The sequence below is a fragment of the Streptomyces sp. NPDC040405 genome, from assembly GCF_055595765.1.
Window position 1 is genome coordinate 574,614 of record NZ_JBVIVI010000003.1, and the last position, 21,274, is coordinate 595,887.

Consider the following 21,274-nt stretch of genomic DNA (forward strand, 5'->3'; position numbering starts at 1 on the left):
CCCGCGCTCACCAGTCGCGGTTACCTCGGATTTCAGGATACGTCCGTACGGCGCGGTCGTCATTGGCCGTCCGTGGCGATGGCCTTCAGCATCGGCACCCGCGCGGCCTGCCGCCCCGGCCACAGGGAGGCGAGCACACCGATCGCGGCGGCCGCCACGAAGAAGAGGGCCGTCCTGCCCCACGGGATGACCAGGGGAACACCCTCCTCGCCGAGCACGGCCGCCGCGCCGATGAGGCTGCCGACGGCGACGCCGAGCCCGGAGCCGAGGAGGGAGATGGCCACCGATTCGATGCGCAGGACGGAGGCGACGCCCCGGCGGTCCAGCCCGATGGCGCGGAGCATGCCGATCTCCCGGACACGTTCGAAGACGGCCATGCCCATGGTGTTCACCACTCCGAGGGCGCCGATCAGCACGGTGACGCTGAGCATGGCGTACATGATGTTCAGGAACGGGGCCGTCCGCGCGGTGGCCGCCGCCCGTGCGTCGGCGCGGTCCTCCACCAGGAGCGCGGGGTTGTCCAGGGCGCGCCGGATCTCCCGCTGGAGCGCGGCCGTACGGCCGGGCGCGGCCTTGACCAGGACCGATGCGATGAAGGGCCGGTCTTCGGCGCCGGCCGGGCGCGGCAGGGACCGGTCGGACACCAGGGCGGGCGTCAGGCTGTCCGGGGCGTCGTAGACCGCCACCACGGGCAGGCTGGTCCGCTCGTCCGTGCCGGTGAAGGCGCCGCCGACGCGGGAGCCGACCCGCCAGCCGTGCTCGGCCGCCAGCTCCTCGGTGATGGCGATGCCCCGGCCGAGACGGTCCAGCGAGCCCTCCCGGAGGGTGACCGGCGCCAGCCGTTCCACCGTGGCGGGATCGACGGCGGTGACCGAGAGGGTCTCGCCGGGCAGGTCGAAGTAGGTCCGCGTGAGCGGGGTGACGGCCTCCGCGTCGGCGAGCCGTGCCACCCGCGCGGCGGTGTCCTCGCCGACCTCCGCGAAGTCGACGGCCGTGATGCGCAGGTCCGAGGTCATGGAATCGTCGACCTCCTGCTCCTCCAGGCGATTCACCGAGGTCACGGCCACCGTGACCGCGGTGACCATGGCGAGACCGACCATGAGGGTGGTCGCGGTGGCCGCCGTACGCCGTGGGTTGCGGCGGGCGTTCTCCATGGCGAGCTTGCCGCGGATGCCCGCCAGCCGGGTCAGCGGGGAGCGCAGCAGCGCGGTGACGCCCAGGGCGAGCAGCGGAGTGAGGATGATCAGGCCGACGAGGAGGACGGGTACGGCGCCGAAGAGGACGTTCGTATCGCCGAGGGCGGCACCCAGCAGCAGCGCACCGCACACCGTGACGGCCACGCCGACGAGGTTGCGACGGCGCAGCGAGGCGGCCGTCGAGGGCTCGACCGTGCGCAGCGCCGCCACCGGCGGCACCCCCGCCGCGCGGCGGGCCGGAAGCCAGGCCGACAGGACGGTGACGCCGATGCCGACCGCGAACGCCGCGACGAGGGGAGTGGCGGACAGCAGCTTCAGCGGGGCGGCCGGTCCTCCGGTGACGCCGAACAGGGTGCCCAGCAGCTTCGCGACGCCGGTGCCCAGCGCGTATCCGGCGATCGAGGCGGCCGTTCCGACCAGGGCGGCTTCCGTCAGCACCATGCGCATCACATGGCCCCGGGGGGCGCCGACGGCCCGCAGCAGCGCGTGTTCCCGGGCGCGGGTGGCACTGAGCATGGTGAAGGTGTTGGCCACCAGGAAGGTGGAGACGAACAGGGCGACCCCGGCGAAGCTCAGCAGCAGCGACGTCAGCTTGTCGCCGTCCCCGCCTGCGGTGTCCGCGGACTCCAGCTCCGCCCGGGTGGCCGCCTCGACACCGGATGGCAGCGACTTCTCCGCAGCTTGGGCGAGTTGGGCGTCCGAAGTGTGGTCGGCGGCGGTCAGGGTGATCGCTGAGTAGCTGCCCAGGGCGGGCGCGAAGTATCGCGCGGCGGTGGCGGCGTCGAAGGCGGTGAGCGTGCCGCCCGCGTCCACCCTGCTGTCCCGGGCGGTGAAGACCCCGACCAGCCGGGCGCTCCGGGCCGTGCCGCCCACCACGACGCGCGCCCGGTCACCCACCCGGTACCCGGCCCGCTCGGCGGTCCGCCGGTCCATGGCGATCTCCCCGGAGGTACGGGGGCCACGGCCCGCGGCGAGCGGATAGCGGGCGTCCTCGCCACGGTCGCCGGGGACGTAGTTGACGCCCGCGGCCTGCGACAGGTCGCCCACCAACGTGCCGTCGGAGCCCGCGACGAAGGCACCGCCCTCCAGCACACCACGGGCCTCGGCCGCCGAGGGCAGCTGCCGCAACCGGCGCAGCACGTTGCCGTCGAGCCGGGAGGCGTGGTCGGGGGTGTCCGGTTCGACCTTCACCGACATATCGGGCTGGGAGTGGGTCTGTGCCCGGGCGACGGCCGCCTTCACCGAGTCGCCGTAGAGCAGCGAGCCGGTCACGAACGCCACACCGAGCAGAACGGCGAGGGCGGGCATGGCGAAGCGGAGCCGGTGGGAGCGGAGGGTGCGCAGTGCGGTGCGGAGCATCGGCGGCCTTCGGAATCGGGTCGGTCGTACGGTGGGCCCGATCCTCCTGGCGCGGTACGGGGCGGCGGATCCACCGGATGACCGAAACGGGCCGCGCGCCTCCCTCGGCCGAACGGCCGATGCGGCGCGGGCGGCGCGGCCGTACCGTGAACTGCCATGATCACCGAGTTCCGGGCCCGTTCCCGCCTCCGGCAAATGCAGCTGTGCCTGGTCGGCGCCGTGTCGGTCGTCCTCGTGGCCCTGGAGGGGCTGAACGCCCCTTATCTCGGGGTGGCGTTGGCGGCGACGGTGTCCGGCACGCTGTGCCTGGCCGCTCTGGCCGTGCCACTACGCCTCTTCGCCCGGTGCGCCGTGTTCGCCGCGGCCTTCTCCTGCGCGCTGACCCTGGTGGAATCGGGGCTGTCCCGGCGGCCCGAGAACACCCCCGGGCTCATGGAGCTGGGCGTCCTGCTGTGGCTCATCACCCGCGCCGTGCGGCGCTGTTCCCCGCTGATGGCCGTCGTGCTCTCCGCGCTCCCGGCCCTCGCCGCGGTCGTCCTTCCGCTGCGGATCGCCGAGCGGGGCGACCACATCAACAGCGTGCTCGCCCTGATCGGGGCCTGCGGTGTGCCGTTCATGGTGGTGCTGGGGCTGTGCCTGCGGCTGTACGACGCGCTGCGGGCCCGGCAGCGCGAGGCCATGCTCCAGATCCAACGCCTCGAACACGCACGGGAGTTGCATGACTTCGTGGCGCACCACGTCACCGCGATCGTCGCCCAGGCGAAGGCCGCGCGCTTCACCGCCGCGGCCGGTCACACCCAGTCCCCGGAGGACCTCGACCAGATGCTCGGCCATATCGAGCGGGCCGGATCGCAGGCGCTCGGGTCGATGCGCGCCATGGTCTCCAGCCTGCGGGACCCCTCCGCACCCGCCGCCACCAGCCCCACCGGCGGCCTGACCGGACTGCACGGCCTCATCCGGGACTTCTCCACGGCGGGCCCCTCCGCCGAACTGACCCTCGACCCGCGGCTGGCCGACCGCCCGCTGCCGCCCGAGATCACCACCGCGGTCCACCGCGTGGTGCAGGAGTCCCTGACCAACGCCCGTAAGCACGCCGCCGGAGCGGGCCGGGTCGAGGTGCGGGTTACGCTGCGCCCCGGCTTGCCGGAGGAACTGGAGGTGTCGGTGGCCGACGACGGCCGAGGCGGCGCACCGGCCGTTCGCGCGGAGGCGGGCGGCACGGAGGTAGGCGGCGCGGGGGCGGGCGGCGCGTGGAACGGGGGCGGCTACGGTCTGGTCGGGCTGACCGAGCGGATCGAGGGGGCCGGTGGCCGTCTCACCGCCGGACCGGGCGACGGCGGCGGCTGGCACGTCCTGGCCGCCCTGCCGCTGGACGCCCCGTAGGTCTCGGGACCGCCCCGTAGGTCTCGGAACCGAGGGGCCGGGGCGCCTGCGATCATGTCGGGTATGACGATCCGGGTGCTTCTCGCCGACGACCAGGAGATGGTCCGCGGCGCGTTCCGCATGATCATCGACTCCCAGCCGGACATGCGGGTGGTCGCCCAGGCGGCGGACGGCACCGAGGCGGTCGAGCGCGCCCGCGAACTGCGCCCCGACGTCTGTCTCCTGGACATCCGCATGCCCCGGCTGGACGGTCTGGAGGCCACCCGGCTGCTCGCTGGACCCGGCGTTCCCGACCCGCTGAACGTTCTCATCGCCACCACCTTCGACCTCGACGAATACGTCTACCGGGCGCTGCGCAACGGCGCGTGCGGCTTTCTCCTCAAGGACGGCGCCCCCGGGCTGCTCACCGAGGCGGTGCGGGCCGCGGCGGCGGGCAACTCGCTGATCTCCCCCTCGGTGACCGTCCGCCTCCTCGCGCAGATGGCCCCCGACCGCCGCGGCCCCGCCCGCGCCGAGGCCGCGCGCCCCGAGGCCCGGCCGGACCGTACGGCACGGGAAGGCGGGCCGGACGCGCTGACCGAGCCGCTGACCCAGCGCGAACTCGACGTCGTACGCCGGGTGGCCCGGGGCCGTACCAACGAGGAGGTGGCCGCCGACCTCTACGTCACCCTGTCCACGGTCAAGACCCACCTCGGCAACGTGCAGCGCAAGCTCGCCGCCCGCAACCGCGTCGAAATCGCCGCCTGGGCCTGGGAGAACGGGATCTGCCAGAGCGACTCGGAGTGACCCGGCCCGACCCGACGGGGCCGGTCAGGCGCGGGCGAGCGCCTGCGCGGGCGGGGTGCGCAGCGCCTGACGGGTGGGCAGCTCGACGCCGAGGAACGCGATGCCCGCCACCACGACCGCGACGACCGGCGCCAGCCACGGCGGACCCGCGGGCCAGGGGCGGTGCAGGAAACCGGCGGACAGCAGCGCCAGGGGGACGACGGACAGCACCAGCCCCGTAACGAGCGCCAGCCCGGACATCAGCGCCGCCTCGCGCCGCATCATCGCCCGGATCTGGCGCGGTGTGGCGCCGATCAGCCGGAGCGCGGCCAACTCGGTGCGCCGCTGGGTGGTGGTGGCGATCAGCTTGTTGGCGATCCCCAGCAGAAGGTAGCCGAGCAGCACGGCGAGCACCGCGATGTTGATCCACAACTCGGGCGCGGTGCCGCCGACGCCCCCGAGCCCGGGCCCTTCGTCGTCCAGGGCCAGGCCCGGCCGGTCCGCGGCCAGCCCGGCCACCTGGTGCCGGGCCCCCTCGGTGCCGTCGGTGCGGATCAGCACGCTCTGGTCGAGACCGGCCGTGGTGTGCCCGGCGGCCAGGTCCCTGGAGAGCACCACCGGGCCGAAGCCGAGGTCGCGCGCGTACGTGGCGACCACCCGGGCGGTGACCCGGGCGCCGTCGCCCAGCATCAGGTCCACCGTGGCGCCCACGTGCGCGTCGCGCGACCTGGCGACATCGGTGCCGACGGCGACGGTGGCGCCCGTGAGCCCCGCCAGACTGCCGTCACGCACGTCCAGGTCGAGGACGCCCGGCGCCTCCGGCGTCAGCACCAGCGCCGAACTGCTCTCCGTCTCCTCTTCCCCCAGCATCCGATACGTCCACAGGACGGTGGTCGAGGTGACCGGCGCCGCCGCCCGCACACCAGGAGTGTTCCGCAGCGCGGGAACCACATCGCCGGGTACGCCGCCCAGTCCGGGCGCGCTCACGCCGAGCTGCGCCCGGTTGGCGTCGCGGAGGTCGGCGGACGTGGCCGCCATCACCGTGGTCTGGGTCAGGGTGTAGGTGAGGGTGAACACCACGGCCATCGCCAGGGTGCTGATGGCCGCCGCGGAACGCAGCGCGTATCCATGGCTGTTGGCCACGGCCAGCCAGGTCGGTGCCGAGGCCCGCGCCGGGAGCTTCCGCTCCAGCAGCCGACCGACGCCGCGGACCAGGGCGGGACCGGCCAGGGCGAGCCCGATCGCCGCGATGAGACCGGCCAGCGCGGTGGCCGCCGCCCCGGCCTGCGACCGGGCCAGCAGGGGAGTGACCGAGGCGCCGGTGCCCGCGACGATCAGCGCCAGACCGGCCTGGGCGCGCACCTTCGAGGGGGTGCGGGGTTCGCTGCGCGACTCGGCCACCGCCTCGGTGGCCGGTCGGCGCGAGGTACGCCACGCGGCGCACTGGGCCGCCACCCCTACGACGGCGGCGAGCAGCAGCACGGCCGCGATCGCGGGAAGCGGGCCGAGGGTCAGCGGCAGCGCGTCCGGGAGCATCCCGTGGGAGACCAGCAACCGCCGGAACTGTTCGGCCAGCGGATAGCCGAGGGCGGCGCCGGGCACGGCCGCGGTGACCGCGACGATGGCGGCCTGGGCCCCGGCGAGGCGGCGGATCTGCCGCGGTGTCGCGCCGACGGCGCGCATCAGGGCCAGTTCCCGCCGCTGGGCCGCGATCGACACCGACAGCGCGCCGCCCACGATGAATCCGACGACCAGCAGGGTGATCCCGGCCAGCGACGCCGCCAGGGTGGGCAGCGATGAGCGGGCGGCGGCCGTGCCGGGCGCCTCGGCATCGCCGCGGGCCGCCCCGGTGGACACGGTCAGCCCGCTGTCCCGCAGGGCATGGCGGACCTCGGTGGCGACCGCGGCAGCGGCGCCCGGTTCGGCGCGTACCGCGATGAGATCGACGCTGTCGGCGCGGGAGCCGTGGCCGGTCAGCCGCGCCGCCGTGGCGTCGGCGAACCACAGACCGCTTCCGGCGGTGCCGACCACGGCCGAGACCCGGTAGCGCGCAGAGCGCCCCGCGGCGGTCACCATGACGCGGTCGCCGGGCCGCGCGCCCGCGGCCGCGGCGGTGCGTCGGTCCAGCGACACATCGTGCGCACCGGCCGGGGGCGTGCCGGTGATACGGGGCCGCGCCAGCAGCGCGGTCGAGGACCAGCCGTGTCCGGTGACCCCCGGATCGGCCGCCGGTACGGCCTCGCCGTCCCGGGTGACGACGGCGGCGGGGAAGCTCCGGTCGCCGACCGCGCCGGCCACGCCGGGGAGCTTCGCCACCCGGCCGACGAGACCGGCGGGCACCCTGGCCCGCTCCGGCAGCGCGATCGTCAGGGGTGCCCCGGCCGGGTGGAAGGTCTGGCGGCCGGACACCACGACATCGGCACCGGCCAGCCGCTCGACCGGGGCGTGCGAACGCCATCCCGATTCGGCCAGCACACCGATGCCGGTGACCATCGCCGCGCCGCCCAGCGTCGCGCACGTGACGGCCAGCAGCGCGGCGATCCTGCGGCGCACCATGTGCCACGCGAGATACAGCATCGTCACTCCGTTTCCAGCGTGGCCACGCACTGGGCCAGCTCGGCGGCGGTGGGCGCCTTCAGCGTTTCGACGACCCGCCCGTCGGCCATGACCGTCGTGAGGTCCGCCCGCGCGGCGGCGGCCGGGTCGTGGGTGACCATCACCACCGTCTGGCCGAGGCCGTCCACCAGATCGCGCAGCAGCCCCAGCACCTCACGGGCGGTCCGCAGATCCAGCGCGCCCGTCGGCTCGTCGGCGAACACCACCGCGGGCCGGGACACCAACGCCCTTGCTATAGCGGCGCGTTGCTGCTGGCCGCCGGAGAGTTCGGCCGGGCGGTGCGCGAGGCGTCCCGCGATCCCGACCCGCTCGATCAGTCCGCTCACCCACGCCCGGTCGGGCTTCTCACCGGCCAGCCGCAGCGGCAGCAGGATGTTGTCCTCGACGGTCAGCGACGGCACCAGGTTGTAGGACTGGAAGACGAAGCCCACGGAGCGTCGGCGCAGCTCGGTGCGGCGGGCCTCGTCCAGCCCGCCGATCTCCGTACCGTCGATGAAGGCCCGTCCGCCGGTCGGCGAGTCCAGCCCCGCGGCGCAGTGCATCAGGGTGCTCTTGCCGGAGCCCGAGGGCCCCATCACGGCGACGAACGTGCCGCGTTCCACGGTCAGCGACACCTCGTCCAGGGCGCGGACGCCGCCGGGGTAGGTCTTGGTGACACCGGCCAGCTCGACCGCCGGTGCGGGACGGGCCGTCAGGGGTTCGTGGTCCTGGGTGCGGAAGAGCCTCATGACCGCCGCCGATGCCTGCGGTGGTGGACGGTGAGCGCGACGGCACACGCCAGGGTGGCCAGGCCGAAGCCGATGCCGACGAACACGCTGAGACCGCCGATGGACGACGTCACGATGTTGCCGACCGCGAAGGTCACCAGCAGCAGCCACAGCACGGGACGGACGACCCCGCCCCCGCCCCCGTCGCCGCCGTCGGGCCGCCCGGGCCCTGGTGTCCGCGGGGCCGCGAAACCGCGGTAGGGATCCGTCACGTAAGGCTCCTCGTACGTCGGGGCGTTGGGCATGCGACGACGCTACGAACCGGCGCCTCCGGCGGCGATCCGGCCAGCCGGAGACCCGGGGTACAGCAGGCTGTACCCCGCCCCGGGGAGAGGTGACGGCATCTCACGGGGTGCCCTATTGTCGCGGTCCAAGGAGGTGGGGATGGACACGCGCGACGCCAGTCCGGCGGTCCCGGGACGCGACGCCACTCCGGCGCCCCCGGGACGCGACGCCACTCCGGCGCCCCCGGGACACGACGCCACTCCGGCGGCCCCCGGACCCACCCGCCCGTGGGACGCGTTCGCCCGCGCCCGGACCGCTCTGGACGCCTTCGAACACCTCGTCGGCGGGTTCGGCACCGCGATCCTGGCCGTGGTCATGCTGGTGTGGCTGATGGCCACCGCGCTCGCGTGCCTCGTCGGGGTGGGGCTGTTGCTGGTGCCCACCGCACTGCGCGGGCTGCGGGCCGTCGCCAACCGGGAGCGCGCCCGGCTGTCCCGATGGGGCCCGGAGATCATCGGCCCGGGCCCGGCCCCCGTCCGGCTGCGCGCCGCTCTCGCGGATCCCGCCACCCGGCGGGAGCTGCGCTGGCTGGCCGGACACGCCACCCTCGGGCTGCTGCTCGCGCTGACCGGCCTGACGCTGCCGCTCAGCGCGGCGACCGACGCCACGTTCCCGGTGTGGTGGAAGCTGGTGCCGCCGGAGGCGGCCACCCCGTCCCCCATCCCGCTGTGGACCGTGCACGACTGGCCCGGCGCCTTCGCGGTCAGCCTGATGGGTCTCGGCTGGATCGCCGTCATCGTGGGCGTGGCGCCGAGCATGGCGTGGCTCCAGGCGTGGCCGGGACGGCGGCTGCTCACACCCGGGGCGGGGACCGACCTCGCGCTGCGCGTCGCCCAGCTCACCGCCACCCGGGCCGCCGCGCTGGACGCGCACGCCACCGAACTGCGGCGGATCGAGCGGTCGCTGCACGACGGGACGCAGAACCGCATGGTCGCCGTCACCGTCCTGCTCGGCGCGGCCCGCCGCGCCGTGGCCCGTGATCCGTCCCGCGCCGACGCCATCCTCGAACAGGCCCAGAGCGCCGCCGAGCAGGCGCTCGCCGAACTCCGCGGCGTCGTCCGGAGCATCCTGCCGCCGGTGCTCGCCGACCGGAGCCTGACCGACGCGCTCGCCGGTCTGGCCGCCGACTCCCCGGTGCCCTGCCGGATCGACGCCGACGTACCCGGCCGGTGTGCCGCGTCCGTCGAGGCCACCGCCTACTTCGTGGTGGCCGAGGCGCTCACCAACGTGGCCCGGCACAGCCACGCCCGCCACGTCACCGTCACCCTCCGCGGCCACGACGGCCGACTGCACTTGCGCATCACCGACGACGGCCGCGGGGGAGCGGAGGAACACGGCGGATCCGGGCTCGTGGGCATCCGCCGCCGCACCGCGGCACACGACGGGACCCTCGTCCTGACCAGCCCACCAGGTGGGCCCACGACCCTGGAGGTAAGCCTGCCATGCGGATTGTGATCGCCGAGGACGATCCGCTGCTGCGCGAAGGGCTCGCCCTGCTGCTGCGTGCGGAAGCCCTGGACGTCGTGGCCACCACCGGCACCCCCGAAGGATTCCTCGACGCCGTCGCGGCCCACACACCCGACATCGCCATCGTGGACGTCCGGATGCCCCCGACCCACACCGACGAGGGGATCGTCGCGGCCGTGGAGGCCCGGCGCCGCCGCCCCGGCCTGGCCGTCCTCGTACTGTCCGCCTACGTCGAGCAGGCTTTCGCCACCGACCTGCTCGCCGACGGCAGCGCCCGGCTCGGCTACCTGCTCAAGGAGCGGGTCGGCCGGGTCGAGGAGTTCCTGACCGCGCTGCACCGGGTGGCGGACGGCGGCACCGCCATCGACCCCGAGGTCGTCGCCCAGCTCTTCGCCCGCACCCGGCCCGACACCCGGCTGGACCGGCTCAGCCCCCGCGAACGCGACGTCCTGGCGCTGATGGCCGAAGGGCTCGGCAACACCGCCATCGCCGAGCGGCTCGTCGTCACCGAGGGCGCCGTCCACAAACACATCCGTAGCATCTTCGCCAAGCTCGGACTGGCCCCCACCGACCGCACCGACCGGCGCGTGGCCGCCGTGCTGCACTACCTGGAGGACGCACACCGCCGGGCCTGAAACCCGCCCGGGGTGGGCAGCGTTCCCCCGCACGGATCGTCGAGAGATCGGAAGGGTTCGTATGAGCGGCATGCATCGGTCGCGGCACTGGTACGAGGGTGAGACCCGCGACGCGTTCATCCACCGTGCCTGGATGCGGCGCGGACTGCCCGACCACGTCTTCGACGGACGCCCACAGATCGTCATCTGCAACACCTGGTCCGAACTCACCCCCTGCAACAGCCACTTCCGCGAAATCGCCGACCATGTGAAGCGGGGGGTGTGGGAGTCCGGCGGGGTGCCGCTGGAGCTTCCGGTGCCGTCGCTGGGGGAGACCCTGCTGCGCCCGACCGCGATGTTCTTCCGGGACCTCGCCGCGATGGTGACCGAGGAACTCATCCGGGCCAACCCCGTCGACGGGGTGATCCTGCTCGGCGGCTGCGACAAGACCGTACCGTCCCTGCTCCTGGGGGCCGCTTCGGTCGATCTGCCCACCCTGATGGTCACCGGCGGCCCCATGCTGAACGGCTCGTGGAAGGGGCGCCCGCTGGGCTGCGGCACCGGGGTCTGGGAGCTGAGCGAGGAGGTACGGGCGGGCCGGATGGACGCTTCCGAACTGCGCCGGGCCGAGTCGGCGATGATCCGCAGCCGGGGCCACTGCAACACCATGGGCACGGCGTCCACCATGGCGTGCGCCGCCGAGGCGCTGGGCATGACCCTGCCCGGCAACGCGGGGCTCCCCGCGCCCGACAGCCGACTGCTGGAGCTGTCCCACGCGGCGGGCAACCGCATCGTCGACATGGTGCGCGAGGACCTGCGGCCCAGCGCGGTCCTGACCGCCCAGGCGCTGCGGAACGCGGTGCGCGCGGTGGCCGCCATCGGCGGCTCCACCAACGCGGTCGTCCATCTGCTGGCCCTCGCCCGCCGGGTCGGGGCGGACTTCGGCCTGGACGACATCGACCGCGCGGGCCGCGGCATCCCCCTGCTCGCCGATGTGCAGCCCGCCGGATCCCACCTCATGGAGGACTTCCACCGCGCCGGTGGTCTGGACGCCGTCCTCGGGGAGATCAGGGACCAGCTGGAACCGGCCGTCACCATCACCGGCCGCCCCCTGACCGAGCAGCTGTCCGGCCGGTCCAGCGCCGATCTCACCGTCATCCGCACCGCGGAGGACCCGATCGCCCATCACGCGGGGCTCGCCGTGCTCCGCGGCAACCTCTGCCCCGACGGAGCCGTCATCAAGCCCGCCGCCGCGACACCGGAGCTGCTGCGCCACCGGGGCCGCGCCGTGGTGTTCGACGGCATCGAGGACTTCCGGACCCGGATCGACGACCCGGAACTCGCTGTCGACGCGGCCGATGTGCTGGTCCTGCGCGGCTGCGGGCCGCGCGGCTACCCCGGCATGCCCGAGGTGGGGAACATGCCCCTGCCGCCCGCCGTGCTGCGGTCCGGAGTGCGGGACATGGTGCGGATCAGCGACGCCCGGATGAGCGGAACCGCCTTCGGCACCGTCGTCCTGCACATCGCGCCCGAGTCGGCGGCGGGCGGACCGCTGGGGCTGGTGCGGACCGGCGACTGGATAGAACTGGACGTCGAGCGGCGGCTGTTGAGGCTGGACGTACCGGAGGAGGAACTCGCCGCCCGGCAACCGGTCACCGCCGCCGCGCCACCGGCCACCGGCGGATGGGAGCAGATCTACCGCGACCATGTCGAACAGGCCGACCGCGGCGCGGGCCTCGACTTCCTCTCCGGCACCCGCGGATCGTTCGTCGCCAGGGAATCGCATTGAGCACACAGCGGGATCACAGGAACGACCCAGGCCCGGGAAAGGTTCACCGCTTACCCTCCGGTCATGCCCACGACACGCTCCATGGATGAGGCCCTGGCGCAGACCGCCGTACGCGCCCTGATCTCCCAGGCGGAGCTGACCCCCAAACCGGGCCTCGCGGACACCCGCGACATCCAGGCCCGCGCCACCGGTACCGATCTGCTCGCGCTGCGCTGGTCGGCGAAGTCGCTGGCGCCCGGGTTCGCGGCCATGGCGGCCGCCGCCCGCCGCCCCGGCGAGCCGACCCGGGCGCTCCGTGAGGAGCTGGGCGGCATCGGCCGCTGCGCCGAGTGGACCATGGCGCGGGCCGGTGGCGGCCCGGTCACCGGCCGGTTGCACCATGGGGCGCTGTGGGTGCTGGGGCTGCTGGTGGCGGCCGCCGCGCTGGAACCCGGCGCCGCCCCCCGGGAACTGACCGCCGCCGCCCGGCAGCTCGCGGCCCACGCCGACCGCGGTGCCCCGCGCAAGCCCTCGGCGGGCTCACAGGTGTCCGCCACCTACGGCGCGGCGGGCGCGCGCGGCGAGGCCCGGGCCGCCTTTCCGCACGTACGCCGCGCCCTGGACGCCCTGGCCACGGCGCGGGCCGCGGGCGCCACCGAGACACAGGCCCGGCTCGACGCGCTGCTCACCGTGATGAGCACCCTCCAGGACACCGGGCCGCTGTACCGGGCCGGGCCGCCCGCCCTCCGGCGGGTGCAGGACGGGGCCCGCGGTGTGCTGGAGGCGGGCGGCACCGCGACGGCCCCGGGCGCCGCCGCCCTCGCCACCCTCGACGCCGAGCTGCGCGACATGGGCATCGCACCCCGCGGCAGCGCCGCGGTGCTGGCCGGGGCGCTCTTCCTGGACGCGCTCCCGGCCCGGCCCCGCCCCCCGGGCCGGGCCCACGGAGCGAGGGGTTAGCCTGGGGTCGCTCCACACCGGACACGGGGTGCCCCGCACGGGGCTGAGATCACACCCGTCGAACCTGAACCAGTTAGCACTGGCGGAGGGATGTCATCGATGCGCATGCCGCATGCTGCCACCGACCCGGCGACGACCGGCGCGGAATCCGTCTTCGACGGGCGGATGCCCGCCGCGCCCGGCGATCTGCGCGTCGAGGCGCGCGGTATCGCGCCGGTTCCGGAGAGCCACCGCTACGGCGGGCCGGGGCGCCTGTTCACCGTGTGGTTCGCCCCGAACCTGACCATGACCGGCGTGTTCACCGGCACCGTCGGCATCTCGCTCGGGCTGGACTTCGCCACCGCGCTGGCCGCCGTCGTCCTGGGCACCCTCATCGGTGCCGTACCCACCGCGTACCTCGGCACCTGGGGCAGTCTGACCGGGGCGGGCCAGCTGCCCCTGGCGCGGCTGGCGTTCGGCCGGGGCGTCGCCGTGCCCGGCGTACTGCAGTGGCTGTCCTCGGTCGCCTGGGACGCGCTCATCGGCCTGTTCGGCGGTGATGCGCTGGCCCGGCTGTGCGGCCTGCCGTTCTGGCTGGGCGTGCTGCTCATGATGGCCGCCCAAGGGGCGCTCGGGGTGCTGGGCTACGAGGCCATCCACCGGATGCAGAAGCTGATGACCTTCGTCCTCGCCGCCGCGTTCGCTGCCCTGGCCGTCAAGCTGCTGGACGGTGTCGACCCCGCGACCACCGGGTTCGCCCACGGCGGCGACCGCATCGGCGCCTTCGTCCTGACCAGCACGATCGCGCTGAGCCTGGCGCTGTCGTGGGCGCCGTACGCCAGCGACTTCAGCCGCTATCTGCCCCGCGCCACCTCCCGGCCCAGCATGTTCTGGTGCACTCTGCTCGGCGTCACCGTGTCCTTCGTGGCCGTCCAGGCGCTCGGGCTGTGGGGTGCCTCCGTCTTCACCGACCAGACCGCGAGCGGCGTCGACGCGGCCCTGGGGGGCGGGGCGCTCGGCGCGTTCGGGCTGCTGGCCGTGGCGCTCGCCGCCCTGTGCAGCAACGCCATGAACGACTACAGCGGCTCGCTGGCCCTGCAGACCGCGGGTGTCCGCATCCCCCGCCCGCTGGCCGCCGCCCTCGCCGCCGTGCTCGGTTTCCCGTTGGTGCTGTGGATGCACGCCGCCGACACCACCGCGCGCTTCCAGAATGTGCTGCTGTTCGTCGGCTACTGGATTCCGGGCTTCGTCGCCGTCGTGGCCGTCGACTGGTTCGCCCGCGCCCGGGCCCGGGGCGGCGCGCCGGTCGACCTGGCCGCCGAGAGCGCCCGCCCGCAGCCGTGGTGGCCCGCCCTGCTGGCGTTCGCCGCCGCCTTCGCCGCGGCGGTGCCGTTCATGGACACCAGCCTGTACACGGGCCCGGTGGCCGCCGCGCTGCACGGCGCCGACCTCGCCTACTACGCCGCCTTCCTCGCGGCGCTCCTCGTCTACGCCCCGCTCAGGCTCCGCCGCCGTACCGTTCGCTGAGGTCGCGCTTCGTCGATATCCGCACGTCACACGGCATCCGGTGACCGAGACCCGCGGTGTGCGTGGCACCCTGGGCTCTCGTACCAGCCCGCACCACCCGAGGAGACGTGCCACGTGCCGCAGAACCAGCCAGCGGAGTCCATCGCCGCCCCGGCGGTGCTCGCCGAGGAACGCAGACTCCACAAGGACCTCGGCTTCTGGGGCCTGACGGCGATCGGGTTCTCCAACATCCTCGGCTCCGGCTGGCTGTTCGCGGCCCTGTACGCCGCCCAGACCGCCGGACCCGCCGCGCTGCTGTCCTGGATCGCCGCGGGCGCGCTGTGCGCCCTGATCGCCCTGGTCATGGTGGAACTGGGCGCCACCCGCCCGGAGGGCGGCGGCACCGTGCGGTGGCCGCTGTACGCGAGCGGGCGGCTGGTCGGCACGATGGTCGGCTGGTCCGTCGTGCTCTCCGTCGGCGGTACGGCCGCGGAGATCAGCGCCATCATGCAGTACGCCGCGCACTATCTGCCGGGGATCTACGACGGCGGCAGCCTCACCCTCGCGGGCCTCGGCGTGGCCGTCGGGCTGAGCGTCGTGCTGACCGCGCTCAACTGGTTCGCCGTGCGGATATTCGCCCGGCTGAACAACCTGGTGTCCGTCTTCAAGGTCATCGTCCCCGTGGTCACGATCGTCGCGCTGTTCCTGTCGGGCACCCACTCCGGGCGCCTCACCGAACACGGCGGTTTCGCACCGTACGGCTACGCCGCCTGCCTCACCGCCCTCGCCGGGGGCGGCATCGTGTACTCCGTCAACGGGTTCCAGGCCCCGCTGGACTTCTCCGGTGAGGCCCGCAATCCGCGCCGTTCCGTACCGGCCGCGGTGCTCACCGGGATCGGCCTCGCCGTGCTGGTCTACCTCGGGCTCCAGCTGGCGTTCCTGTACACGGTGCCCGACTCCGCGCTGGGCCACGGCTGGCAGGGAGTCAACTTCGAGTCGCCGTTCGGTCAGCTCGCCCTCATCCTCAATCTGCACTGGCTGGCCACGCTGCTGTACGCCGACGCCGTGATCTCCCCGGGCGGTTCCGCCTACGTCGGCGTGGCGATCAACGCCCGGCACACCTACGCCCTGGCCAAGAACGGCCTGCTGCCGCGCTTCTTCATGCGCATCGACCCCCGCTCCGGCATGGCGCACCGCGCGCTGCTGCTCAACCTCGCGGTCATCGTCATCTTCATGCTGCCGTTCGGTGGCTGGCAGGACATCGTGAGCGTGATGGGGGACATGTATCTGCTCATCTACGCGGCCTCGGCGGTGGCCGTCGCGGTGTTCCGGGCGCACGACCGGGAGCGGGGAGTGCCCCGGGCGGACGGGCAGGTGCCGGGTGTGCGCTGGATCGCGCCCCTCAGCTTCGTCGTGGCCAGCGAGTTCGTGTTCTGGTCCGGCTGGCACGATCTGCGGCTCGCGCTGCCGCTCGTCCTGGTGGGGGTGCCGCTGTTCCTGCTCCAGCGGCGTGGCGCCGGGGGCCTTCCCGCCCTCGGTGAGCTGCGGCACGGCGCCTGGCTGGTGTTCCACCTCGCCGCGCTGACCCTGCTGTCGTGGCTCGGCAGCTTCGGCGGTTCCGGCCGGCTCCCGGCGCCGTACGACACGGTCGCGGTGGGCGCGCTCGCGCTCGGAGTGTTCGCGTGGGCGGTGCGCTCGGGCGCCGCCCACCTCAGGACGGGCGCCGCGGACGCGCCGCCCACCGCCCCCGCGGTCTGAGCCCCTCAAATCCGTACGGGCGCTGCCGCACGCGCCGCCGGAAATACCCTGGCGCGGTGGTGCTCCTTCGTCGGATGATCGAAAGCCCACCGGCCGTGCACGACCCACCGCATACGGAGGATGAGACGCGATGAGTGTTCGGAGTGCGCGCCCCCTGCCCGAGAGCACACCCGCCGCGAAGGGAGTGGACGCGCGCGGCGTCGGCGCGTTCCTCGACGCGCTGGAGGCGGCGCCCGGCATCGAGCCGCACAGCCTGATGATCGTGCGCCATGGACATCTGGTCGCCTCCGGCTGGTGGGCTCCGTACACCCCGGACCGGCCGCATCTGCTCTACTCGATCAGCAAGAGCTTCACCTCGACGGCGGCCGGATTCGCGGTGGCCGAGGGACTGATGAGCCTCGACGACCCGGTGCTCTCCTACTTCCCCGAGTTCGAGGGCGACATCACCGACCCGCGCAGCCGGGCCATGCTCGTCCGGCACGTCGCGGCCATGGCCAGCGGGCATCTGACCGAGACCCGGGAGCATGCGTTCTCCCGCGACCGGGACGAGCCCGTGCGCGGGTTCCTGCTGACTCCGCCGGACCGCGACCCCGGCACCGTCTTCGCGTACAACCAGCCCGCCACGTACAGCCTCGCCGCGATCGTCCAGCGCGTGACCGGGCAGTCGCTCACCGACTATCTGCGGCCACGGCTGTTCGACCCGCTGGGGATCGGTGAGACGGCGTGGATCCAGCGCCCGCCCGGCCGCGACCTCGGGTTCAGCGGCATGTACGCCACCACGGACGCCCTCGCCCGGCTGGGCCTGCTGTACCTCGGCGACGGCGTCTGGGAGGGGCGCCGGCTGCTGCCCGCCTCCTGGGTGGCCGAGGCGACCCGGGCGCAGATCACCAACGCCGACGGCACCGCCGAGGGCGCGAAGTCCGACTGGCAGCAGGGATACGGGTTCCAGTTCTGGCGGTCCCGCCACGGCTACCGCGGCGACGGGGCCTACGGACAGTTCTGCCTGGTGCTGCCCGAACACGACGCGGTGGTCGCCATGACCGGGGACACCGAGGACATGCAGACGGTGCTGGACCTCGCATGGCGGCATCTGCTCCCGGCGTTCGGCCCCGCGCCCCTAGACGCCCGCGAGGACGAGGACGAGGACGCGGCGCTGCTGCGGCGACTCGACGGCCTCCAACTGCCGCCGCCGTACGAGAAGTTCACCACCCCCGCCGAGACCGCGGCCACCACCTTCACCCCCGCGGGCGGCAGCTGCGCCGATCAGCCCGCGCTGACGGAGGTGACGGTCGCCCCCGGCGGCGACGGCGCGTGGACCGTCTCCCTGGCGGAGGGCGCGTCCCGGTTCGAGGTGCGGCTCGGCGACGGGGGATGGACGGTCGAGGAAGGTACGGACGGGCGGGTCCCGACGGCGGCGAGCGGCGGCTGGACCGATCCGGACACGTTCGTGGCCGACATCGCGTTCCTGGAGACCCCGCACCACCTCGACGTGACCTGTTCGTCGGCCGAGGGGACCTTCACCGCGCGCTGGCGCACGATGCCGCTGCACCGGGCGCCGCTGCCCGCGATGGGAGCGCCCCGCCGCGCCCGGGGGTGAACCCGGCCCGCTCTCCCGGCAACCATTGCCCGCTCGGCGGCGACAGTCGCATGGACGGTTCCACCGAGCTGAGGAAGTGGTGTGGTCATGGCGGCCCAGTGGCGGCGCATACGAGACAACGGCGGGCGCGGACCGGGTGCGGTGGTGTGGGCGGTGCCGCTGGCAGTGGCCCTGACGGTCGGTCTCGCCCCCCAGAGCCCCGGCTCCCCGGCGGATACGAGCCCGGCGGCCGCGACGGCCCGGGCCGAGGGCGTCGCCGACGGGTTCGCGTCGGTCAACGCGCTCGGCCAGAACGGTACGTACGGAGGCCGTGACGGCAAGACCGTCACGGTGCGGACACTGGCCGACCTGGAGAAGTACGCGACGGCCGCCGAGCCGTACGTCATCGTGGTGGCCGCGGCGATCACCATGGATCCCAAGGGCAAGGAGATCAAGGTCGCCTCGGACAAGACGATCGTGGGCCAGGGCACCTCGGGCGAGATCGTCGGCGGCGGCTTCTTCCTCGGGCAGGGCGTGCACAACGTCATCATCCGCAATCTGACGATCCGCGACTCGTACATGGGCACGTGGAACGACAAGGAGCACGACTTCGACGCCATCCAGATGGACGGCGCCCACCATGTGTGGATCGATCACAACGACCTGAAGCACATGGCCGACGGCCTGATCGACAGCCGCAAGGACACCACGTATCTCACGGCCTCCTGGAACCGGCTGGAAACGCACAACAAGGCGTTCGGTATCGGCTGGACGGAGAACACCACGGCCGACATCACCATCCACCACAACTGGTTCCGGGACACCGAGCAGCGCAACCCGTCCGCCGACAACATCGCCCACGCGCACCTGTACAACAACTACCTGCAGGACGTCGCGGGGACGGACATCGCCTCCTCCTACGGCAACTACTCGCGCGGCAACACCAAGATGGTGCTGGAGAACAGCTACTTCGAGGGGATGAAGAACCCCGTCATCAAGGACGCCACCGCCTCGATCGTCCAGCGGGGCAACGTGTTCGTGGGCACCAGCGGCCGCAACGAGAGCGGCGGCACGGCCTTCGACCCCAAGGCGTACTACTCCTACACCCTCGACGCCGCCGCCAAGGTGCCGTCGGTCGTGAAGTCCGGATCCGGACCCGGCGGCACCCCGGCGCGGTAGCGGGCGGGCCGCGGCAGCGGTGCGTCAGCCCTGGCGGGCCGGGCCGGTGGACTTCCTGATGACGAGGTCGACCGACATGTCGAGCCGGATCGGGGCCCGGTCCGGCTCACCCGTGACGGCGCCGAGCACCCGGATGGTCTCGGCCGCCATGTCCTCGAAGGGCTGACGCACCGTGGTCAGCGCGGGCGCCGCGGACCCGGCGGCGTCGATGTCGTCGAACCCGACGACCGAGACGTCCCCGGGGACGCGCAACCCGCGTTCGGCACACGCCTCGATGACGCCGAGTCCCTGGAGGTCATTGCCGGTGACGAAGGCCGTCGGGGGCTGCCACAGGTCCAGCAGGCCGTGGGCGGTGCGCCGGGCGGGCTCGGTCTGGAAGGGCACCGACCGGATCAGGTCCCGGTCCGGGCGGATCCCCGCGTCCCGGAGCGCGGCCAGATAGCCGCCGAAGCGCGCCCGGCAGCAGGTCAGTTCCATGGGCCCGGAGACCAGGGCGATCCGCTCGTGGCCGAGTCCGGTGAGATGGCGGGCGGCCATCGCCCCGCCCCGCCACTGGGTCGCCCCGATGGCGTTCATCCCGGAGGGCGCGTCGCCGATCGTGTCGAGCACCACCACCGGGACACGGGCCCGCGCCAGCCGCTCCGTGACGGCCGGCGGGACGGGCGAGAGGACGAGCACGACACCGCTGGGGCGGCGGGCGAGCAGGGTGTCGAGCCAGCGCGGGTCCCCCTCGGAGTGGTTCACCGTGAGCGCGTACCCCCGGGAGCGCAGCACCGTGGAAAGGCCGCGGATGAGGGGTGCGTTGACGGCGCTCCCGGCACAGCCGAACACCACCTCGACCGATCCGTGGCGCGGTCCGCGCGGGCGCCACCGGTATCCGGTGGCCCGCACCGCTTCGAGGACGCGGCGGCGCACCTCGGCCGACACCCCGGGCCGTTCGTTGAGGACCTTGGACACCACGCTCTGTGAGACGTTCGCGGCTTCCGCCACGGCCGTCATGCGCACGGTGGTTCGTACGGTCATCGCTGCTTCCTCCAGTCCTGGTGAGCCGGGTGTGGCGCGGTGCTCTCCCGCACCACGAGCGAGGTCGCCAGTTCGACGCCGCGTCCGGCCGACGCACCGCGTCGTGCCTGCTCCTGGTCGATGAGCCGCACCGCCTCGGCGGCCATCTCCGCGATCGGCTGACGGACCGTGGTGAGGGGCGGGGTCAGCATGGTGCACACCGCCGTGTCGTCGAACCCGACCACCGACAGGTCCTCCGGCACCCGCAGCCCACGCGCCCGTGCCGTCCGGTACACCCCGGCCGCGAGCACATCGGAACCGGCGAACACGGCGGTCGGCGGGGCGGCCAGGGCGAGCAGCGCCGCGGCGCCCTCCGCCCCGGCGGTGACGCCGATGTCGCCGTACCGGGCCAGGGCGGGGTCGGGGGCGAGGGAGAACTCGCGGTGCGCCGCCAGATAGCCCTCGTACCGCTCCCTGGTGAACGGGGCCGCGCAGGGTCCGCCGAGGAAGCCCACCCGCCGGTGCCCCAGTTCGAGGAGATGCCGGGTGGCCGCGGCGCCGCCCGACCAGTTCGTCGCCCCCACGGTCGCGACGGCGGCCCCCTGCGCGCCCACCGCGTCGAGGAGGACGAGCGGCACCGGCAGCTCCGCCAGCGCGGCCATCTCGTGGTGGCCGGGCCGGGGCAGGGCCAGGAGGATGCCGTCCGAGGGCCGGGTGCGGCGGGTGTCGATCCAGTCGCCGATCCGGAAGCGCGGATGGTCCACCGGGGTGAGCGCCAGGGTGTATCCGAGCCCGAACGCCGCGCGCTGGGCCCCGTCGACGAGTTCCGCCGCCCAGGGCGTGGCGGCCTCTTCGATAAGCAGGTCGAGAATGCCGCCGAGTTGTCGCCGGCGCTCTTTGCGGAGCACATATCCCGTGGCTCGTGCCGCCTGTGTGACACGGTCGCGGGTCTCCTCCGAGATATCCGGCTTGTCGGCGAGTACCCGGGACACCGTGGAGATGGAGACGCCCGCGGCCTTGGCAACGGCCGCCATCGTCGCACGCGTTGACATGCTGATTCCCTCCCGCCGGGAACCGCGGCCGCACCGCTCTGC

The 21,274-nt window shown here is 73.9% G+C and carries 15 protein-coding genes, 1 pseudogene and 1 riboswitch; of the genes and pseudogenes, 10 read left to right on the plus strand and 6 right to left on the minus strand.

Annotated elements, in window-relative coordinates:
• Positions 1 to 59: 59 nt before the first annotated feature.
• Positions 60 to 2,555 (minus strand): ABC transporter permease, encoded by a 2,496-nt coding sequence (locus ACZ59A_RS16150; protein WP_470958868.1) that lies wholly within the window; start codon positions 2,553 to 2,555, stop codon positions 60 to 62.
• A gap of 156 nt (positions 2,556 to 2,711) precedes the next feature.
• Here ACZ59A_RS16150 and ACZ59A_RS16155 point away from each other — a divergent pair, with 156 nt between their 5' ends.
• Positions 2,712 to 3,938 carry a sensor histidine kinase gene (locus ACZ59A_RS16155; RefSeq protein ID WP_470958872.1) on the plus strand — a complete coding sequence of 409 codons (1,227 nt, stop codon included), beginning with the start codon at positions 2,712 to 2,714 and terminating at the stop codon, positions 3,936 to 3,938.
• Positions 3,939 to 4,001: 63 nt separating this feature from the next.
• Complete coding sequence (locus ACZ59A_RS16160; protein ID WP_470958875.1) at positions 4,002 to 4,724, plus strand: response regulator; 723 nt, start codon at positions 4,002 to 4,004, stop codon at positions 4,722 to 4,724.
• Between the two features lie 24 nt (positions 4,725 to 4,748).
• Here the strand turns inward: ACZ59A_RS16160 and ACZ59A_RS16165 are convergent, their stop codons facing one another.
• The 3 genes from ACZ59A_RS16165 to ACZ59A_RS16175 are packed head-to-tail and all read right to left on the minus strand — an operon-like array spanning position 4,749 to position 8,331.
• On the minus strand, positions 4,749 to 7,280 hold the full coding sequence (locus ACZ59A_RS16165) for an FtsX-like permease family protein (protein WP_470958878.1): 2,532 nt from the start codon (positions 7,278 to 7,280) through the stop codon (positions 4,749 to 4,751).
• A gap of 2 nt (positions 7,281 to 7,282) precedes the next feature.
• Positions 7,283 to 8,047, minus strand: coding sequence for an ABC transporter ATP-binding protein (locus tag ACZ59A_RS16170; protein WP_470958880.1), 765 nt, complete (start codon positions 8,045 to 8,047; stop codon positions 7,283 to 7,285).
• Positions 8,044 to 8,331 carry a hypothetical protein gene (locus ACZ59A_RS16175; RefSeq protein ID WP_470958883.1) on the minus strand — a complete coding sequence of 96 codons (288 nt, stop codon included), beginning with the start codon at positions 8,329 to 8,331 and terminating at the stop codon, positions 8,044 to 8,046. The genes ACZ59A_RS16170 and ACZ59A_RS16175 overlap by 4 nt, the downstream gene beginning before the upstream one ends.
• Positions 8,332 to 8,470: 139 nt before the next feature.
• Here ACZ59A_RS16175 and ACZ59A_RS16180 point away from each other — a divergent pair, with 139 nt between their 5' ends.
• The 8 genes and pseudogenes from ACZ59A_RS16180 to ACZ59A_RS16215 form a co-directional block, all read left to right on the plus strand.
• The gene (locus ACZ59A_RS16180; RefSeq protein WP_470958886.1) at positions 8,471 to 9,826 is read left to right on the plus strand and encodes a sensor histidine kinase; all 1,356 of its coding nucleotides are present in this window, start codon (positions 8,471 to 8,473) and stop codon (positions 9,824 to 9,826) included.
• The gene (locus ACZ59A_RS16185) at positions 9,814 to 10,473 is read left to right on the plus strand and encodes a response regulator (protein WP_470958889.1); all 660 of its coding nucleotides are present in this window, start codon (positions 9,814 to 9,816) and stop codon (positions 10,471 to 10,473) included. Before ACZ59A_RS16180 ends, ACZ59A_RS16185 begins: the two co-directional genes overlap by 13 nt.
• Positions 10,474 to 10,534: 61 nt before the next feature.
• Positions 10,535 to 12,241, plus strand: a complete 1,707-nt coding sequence (locus tag ACZ59A_RS16190; RefSeq protein ID WP_470958892.1) for an IlvD/Edd family dehydratase — start codon at positions 10,535 to 10,537, stop codon at positions 12,239 to 12,241.
• 63 nt (positions 12,242 to 12,304) lie between these two features.
• Entirely contained in the window at positions 12,305 to 13,180 is an 876-nt protein-coding gene (locus tag ACZ59A_RS16195) for a triphosphoribosyl-dephospho-CoA synthase (RefSeq protein ID WP_470958895.1), read from the plus strand.
• 14 nt (positions 13,181 to 13,194) lie between these two features.
• Positions 13,195 to 13,288, plus strand: a riboswitch (TPP riboswitch).
• Positions 13,286 to 14,686 (plus strand): purine-cytosine permease family protein, encoded by a 1,401-nt coding sequence (locus ACZ59A_RS16200; protein ID WP_470959680.1) that lies wholly within the window; start codon positions 13,286 to 13,288, stop codon positions 14,684 to 14,686. It overlaps the preceding riboswitch by 3 nt.
• Before the next feature lie 114 nt (positions 14,687 to 14,800).
• Entirely contained in the window at positions 14,801 to 16,423 is a 1,623-nt protein-coding gene (locus ACZ59A_RS16205; RefSeq protein ID WP_470958897.1) for an APC family permease, read from the plus strand.
• A 130-nt stretch (positions 16,424 to 16,553) separates the two neighbouring features.
• Positions 16,554 to 18,020 (plus strand): serine hydrolase domain-containing protein, encoded by a 1,467-nt coding sequence (locus tag ACZ59A_RS16210; protein ID WP_470958900.1) that lies wholly within the window; start codon positions 16,554 to 16,556, stop codon positions 18,018 to 18,020.
• A gap of 87 nt (positions 18,021 to 18,107) precedes the next feature.
• Positions 18,108 to 19,166, plus strand: a pseudogene (locus ACZ59A_RS16215) (pectate lyase family protein); the annotation flags it as partial.
• Between the two features lie 36 nt (positions 19,167 to 19,202).
• On the opposite strand, the gene ACZ59A_RS16220 reads toward ACZ59A_RS16215, so the two are convergent.
• Both ACZ59A_RS16220 and ACZ59A_RS16225 read right to left on the minus strand, forming a co-directional pair.
• Positions 19,203 to 20,201: a LacI family DNA-binding transcriptional regulator gene (locus tag ACZ59A_RS16220; RefSeq protein WP_470958904.1), complete on the minus strand. Its 999-nt coding sequence runs from the start codon at positions 20,199 to 20,201 to the stop codon at positions 19,203 to 19,205.
• Positions 20,198 to 21,232 (minus strand): LacI family DNA-binding transcriptional regulator, encoded by a 1,035-nt coding sequence (locus ACZ59A_RS16225; protein WP_470958907.1) that lies wholly within the window; start codon positions 21,230 to 21,232, stop codon positions 20,198 to 20,200. The genes ACZ59A_RS16220 and ACZ59A_RS16225 overlap by 4 nt, the downstream gene beginning before the upstream one ends.
• Positions 21,233 to 21,274: the final 42 nt, after the last annotated feature.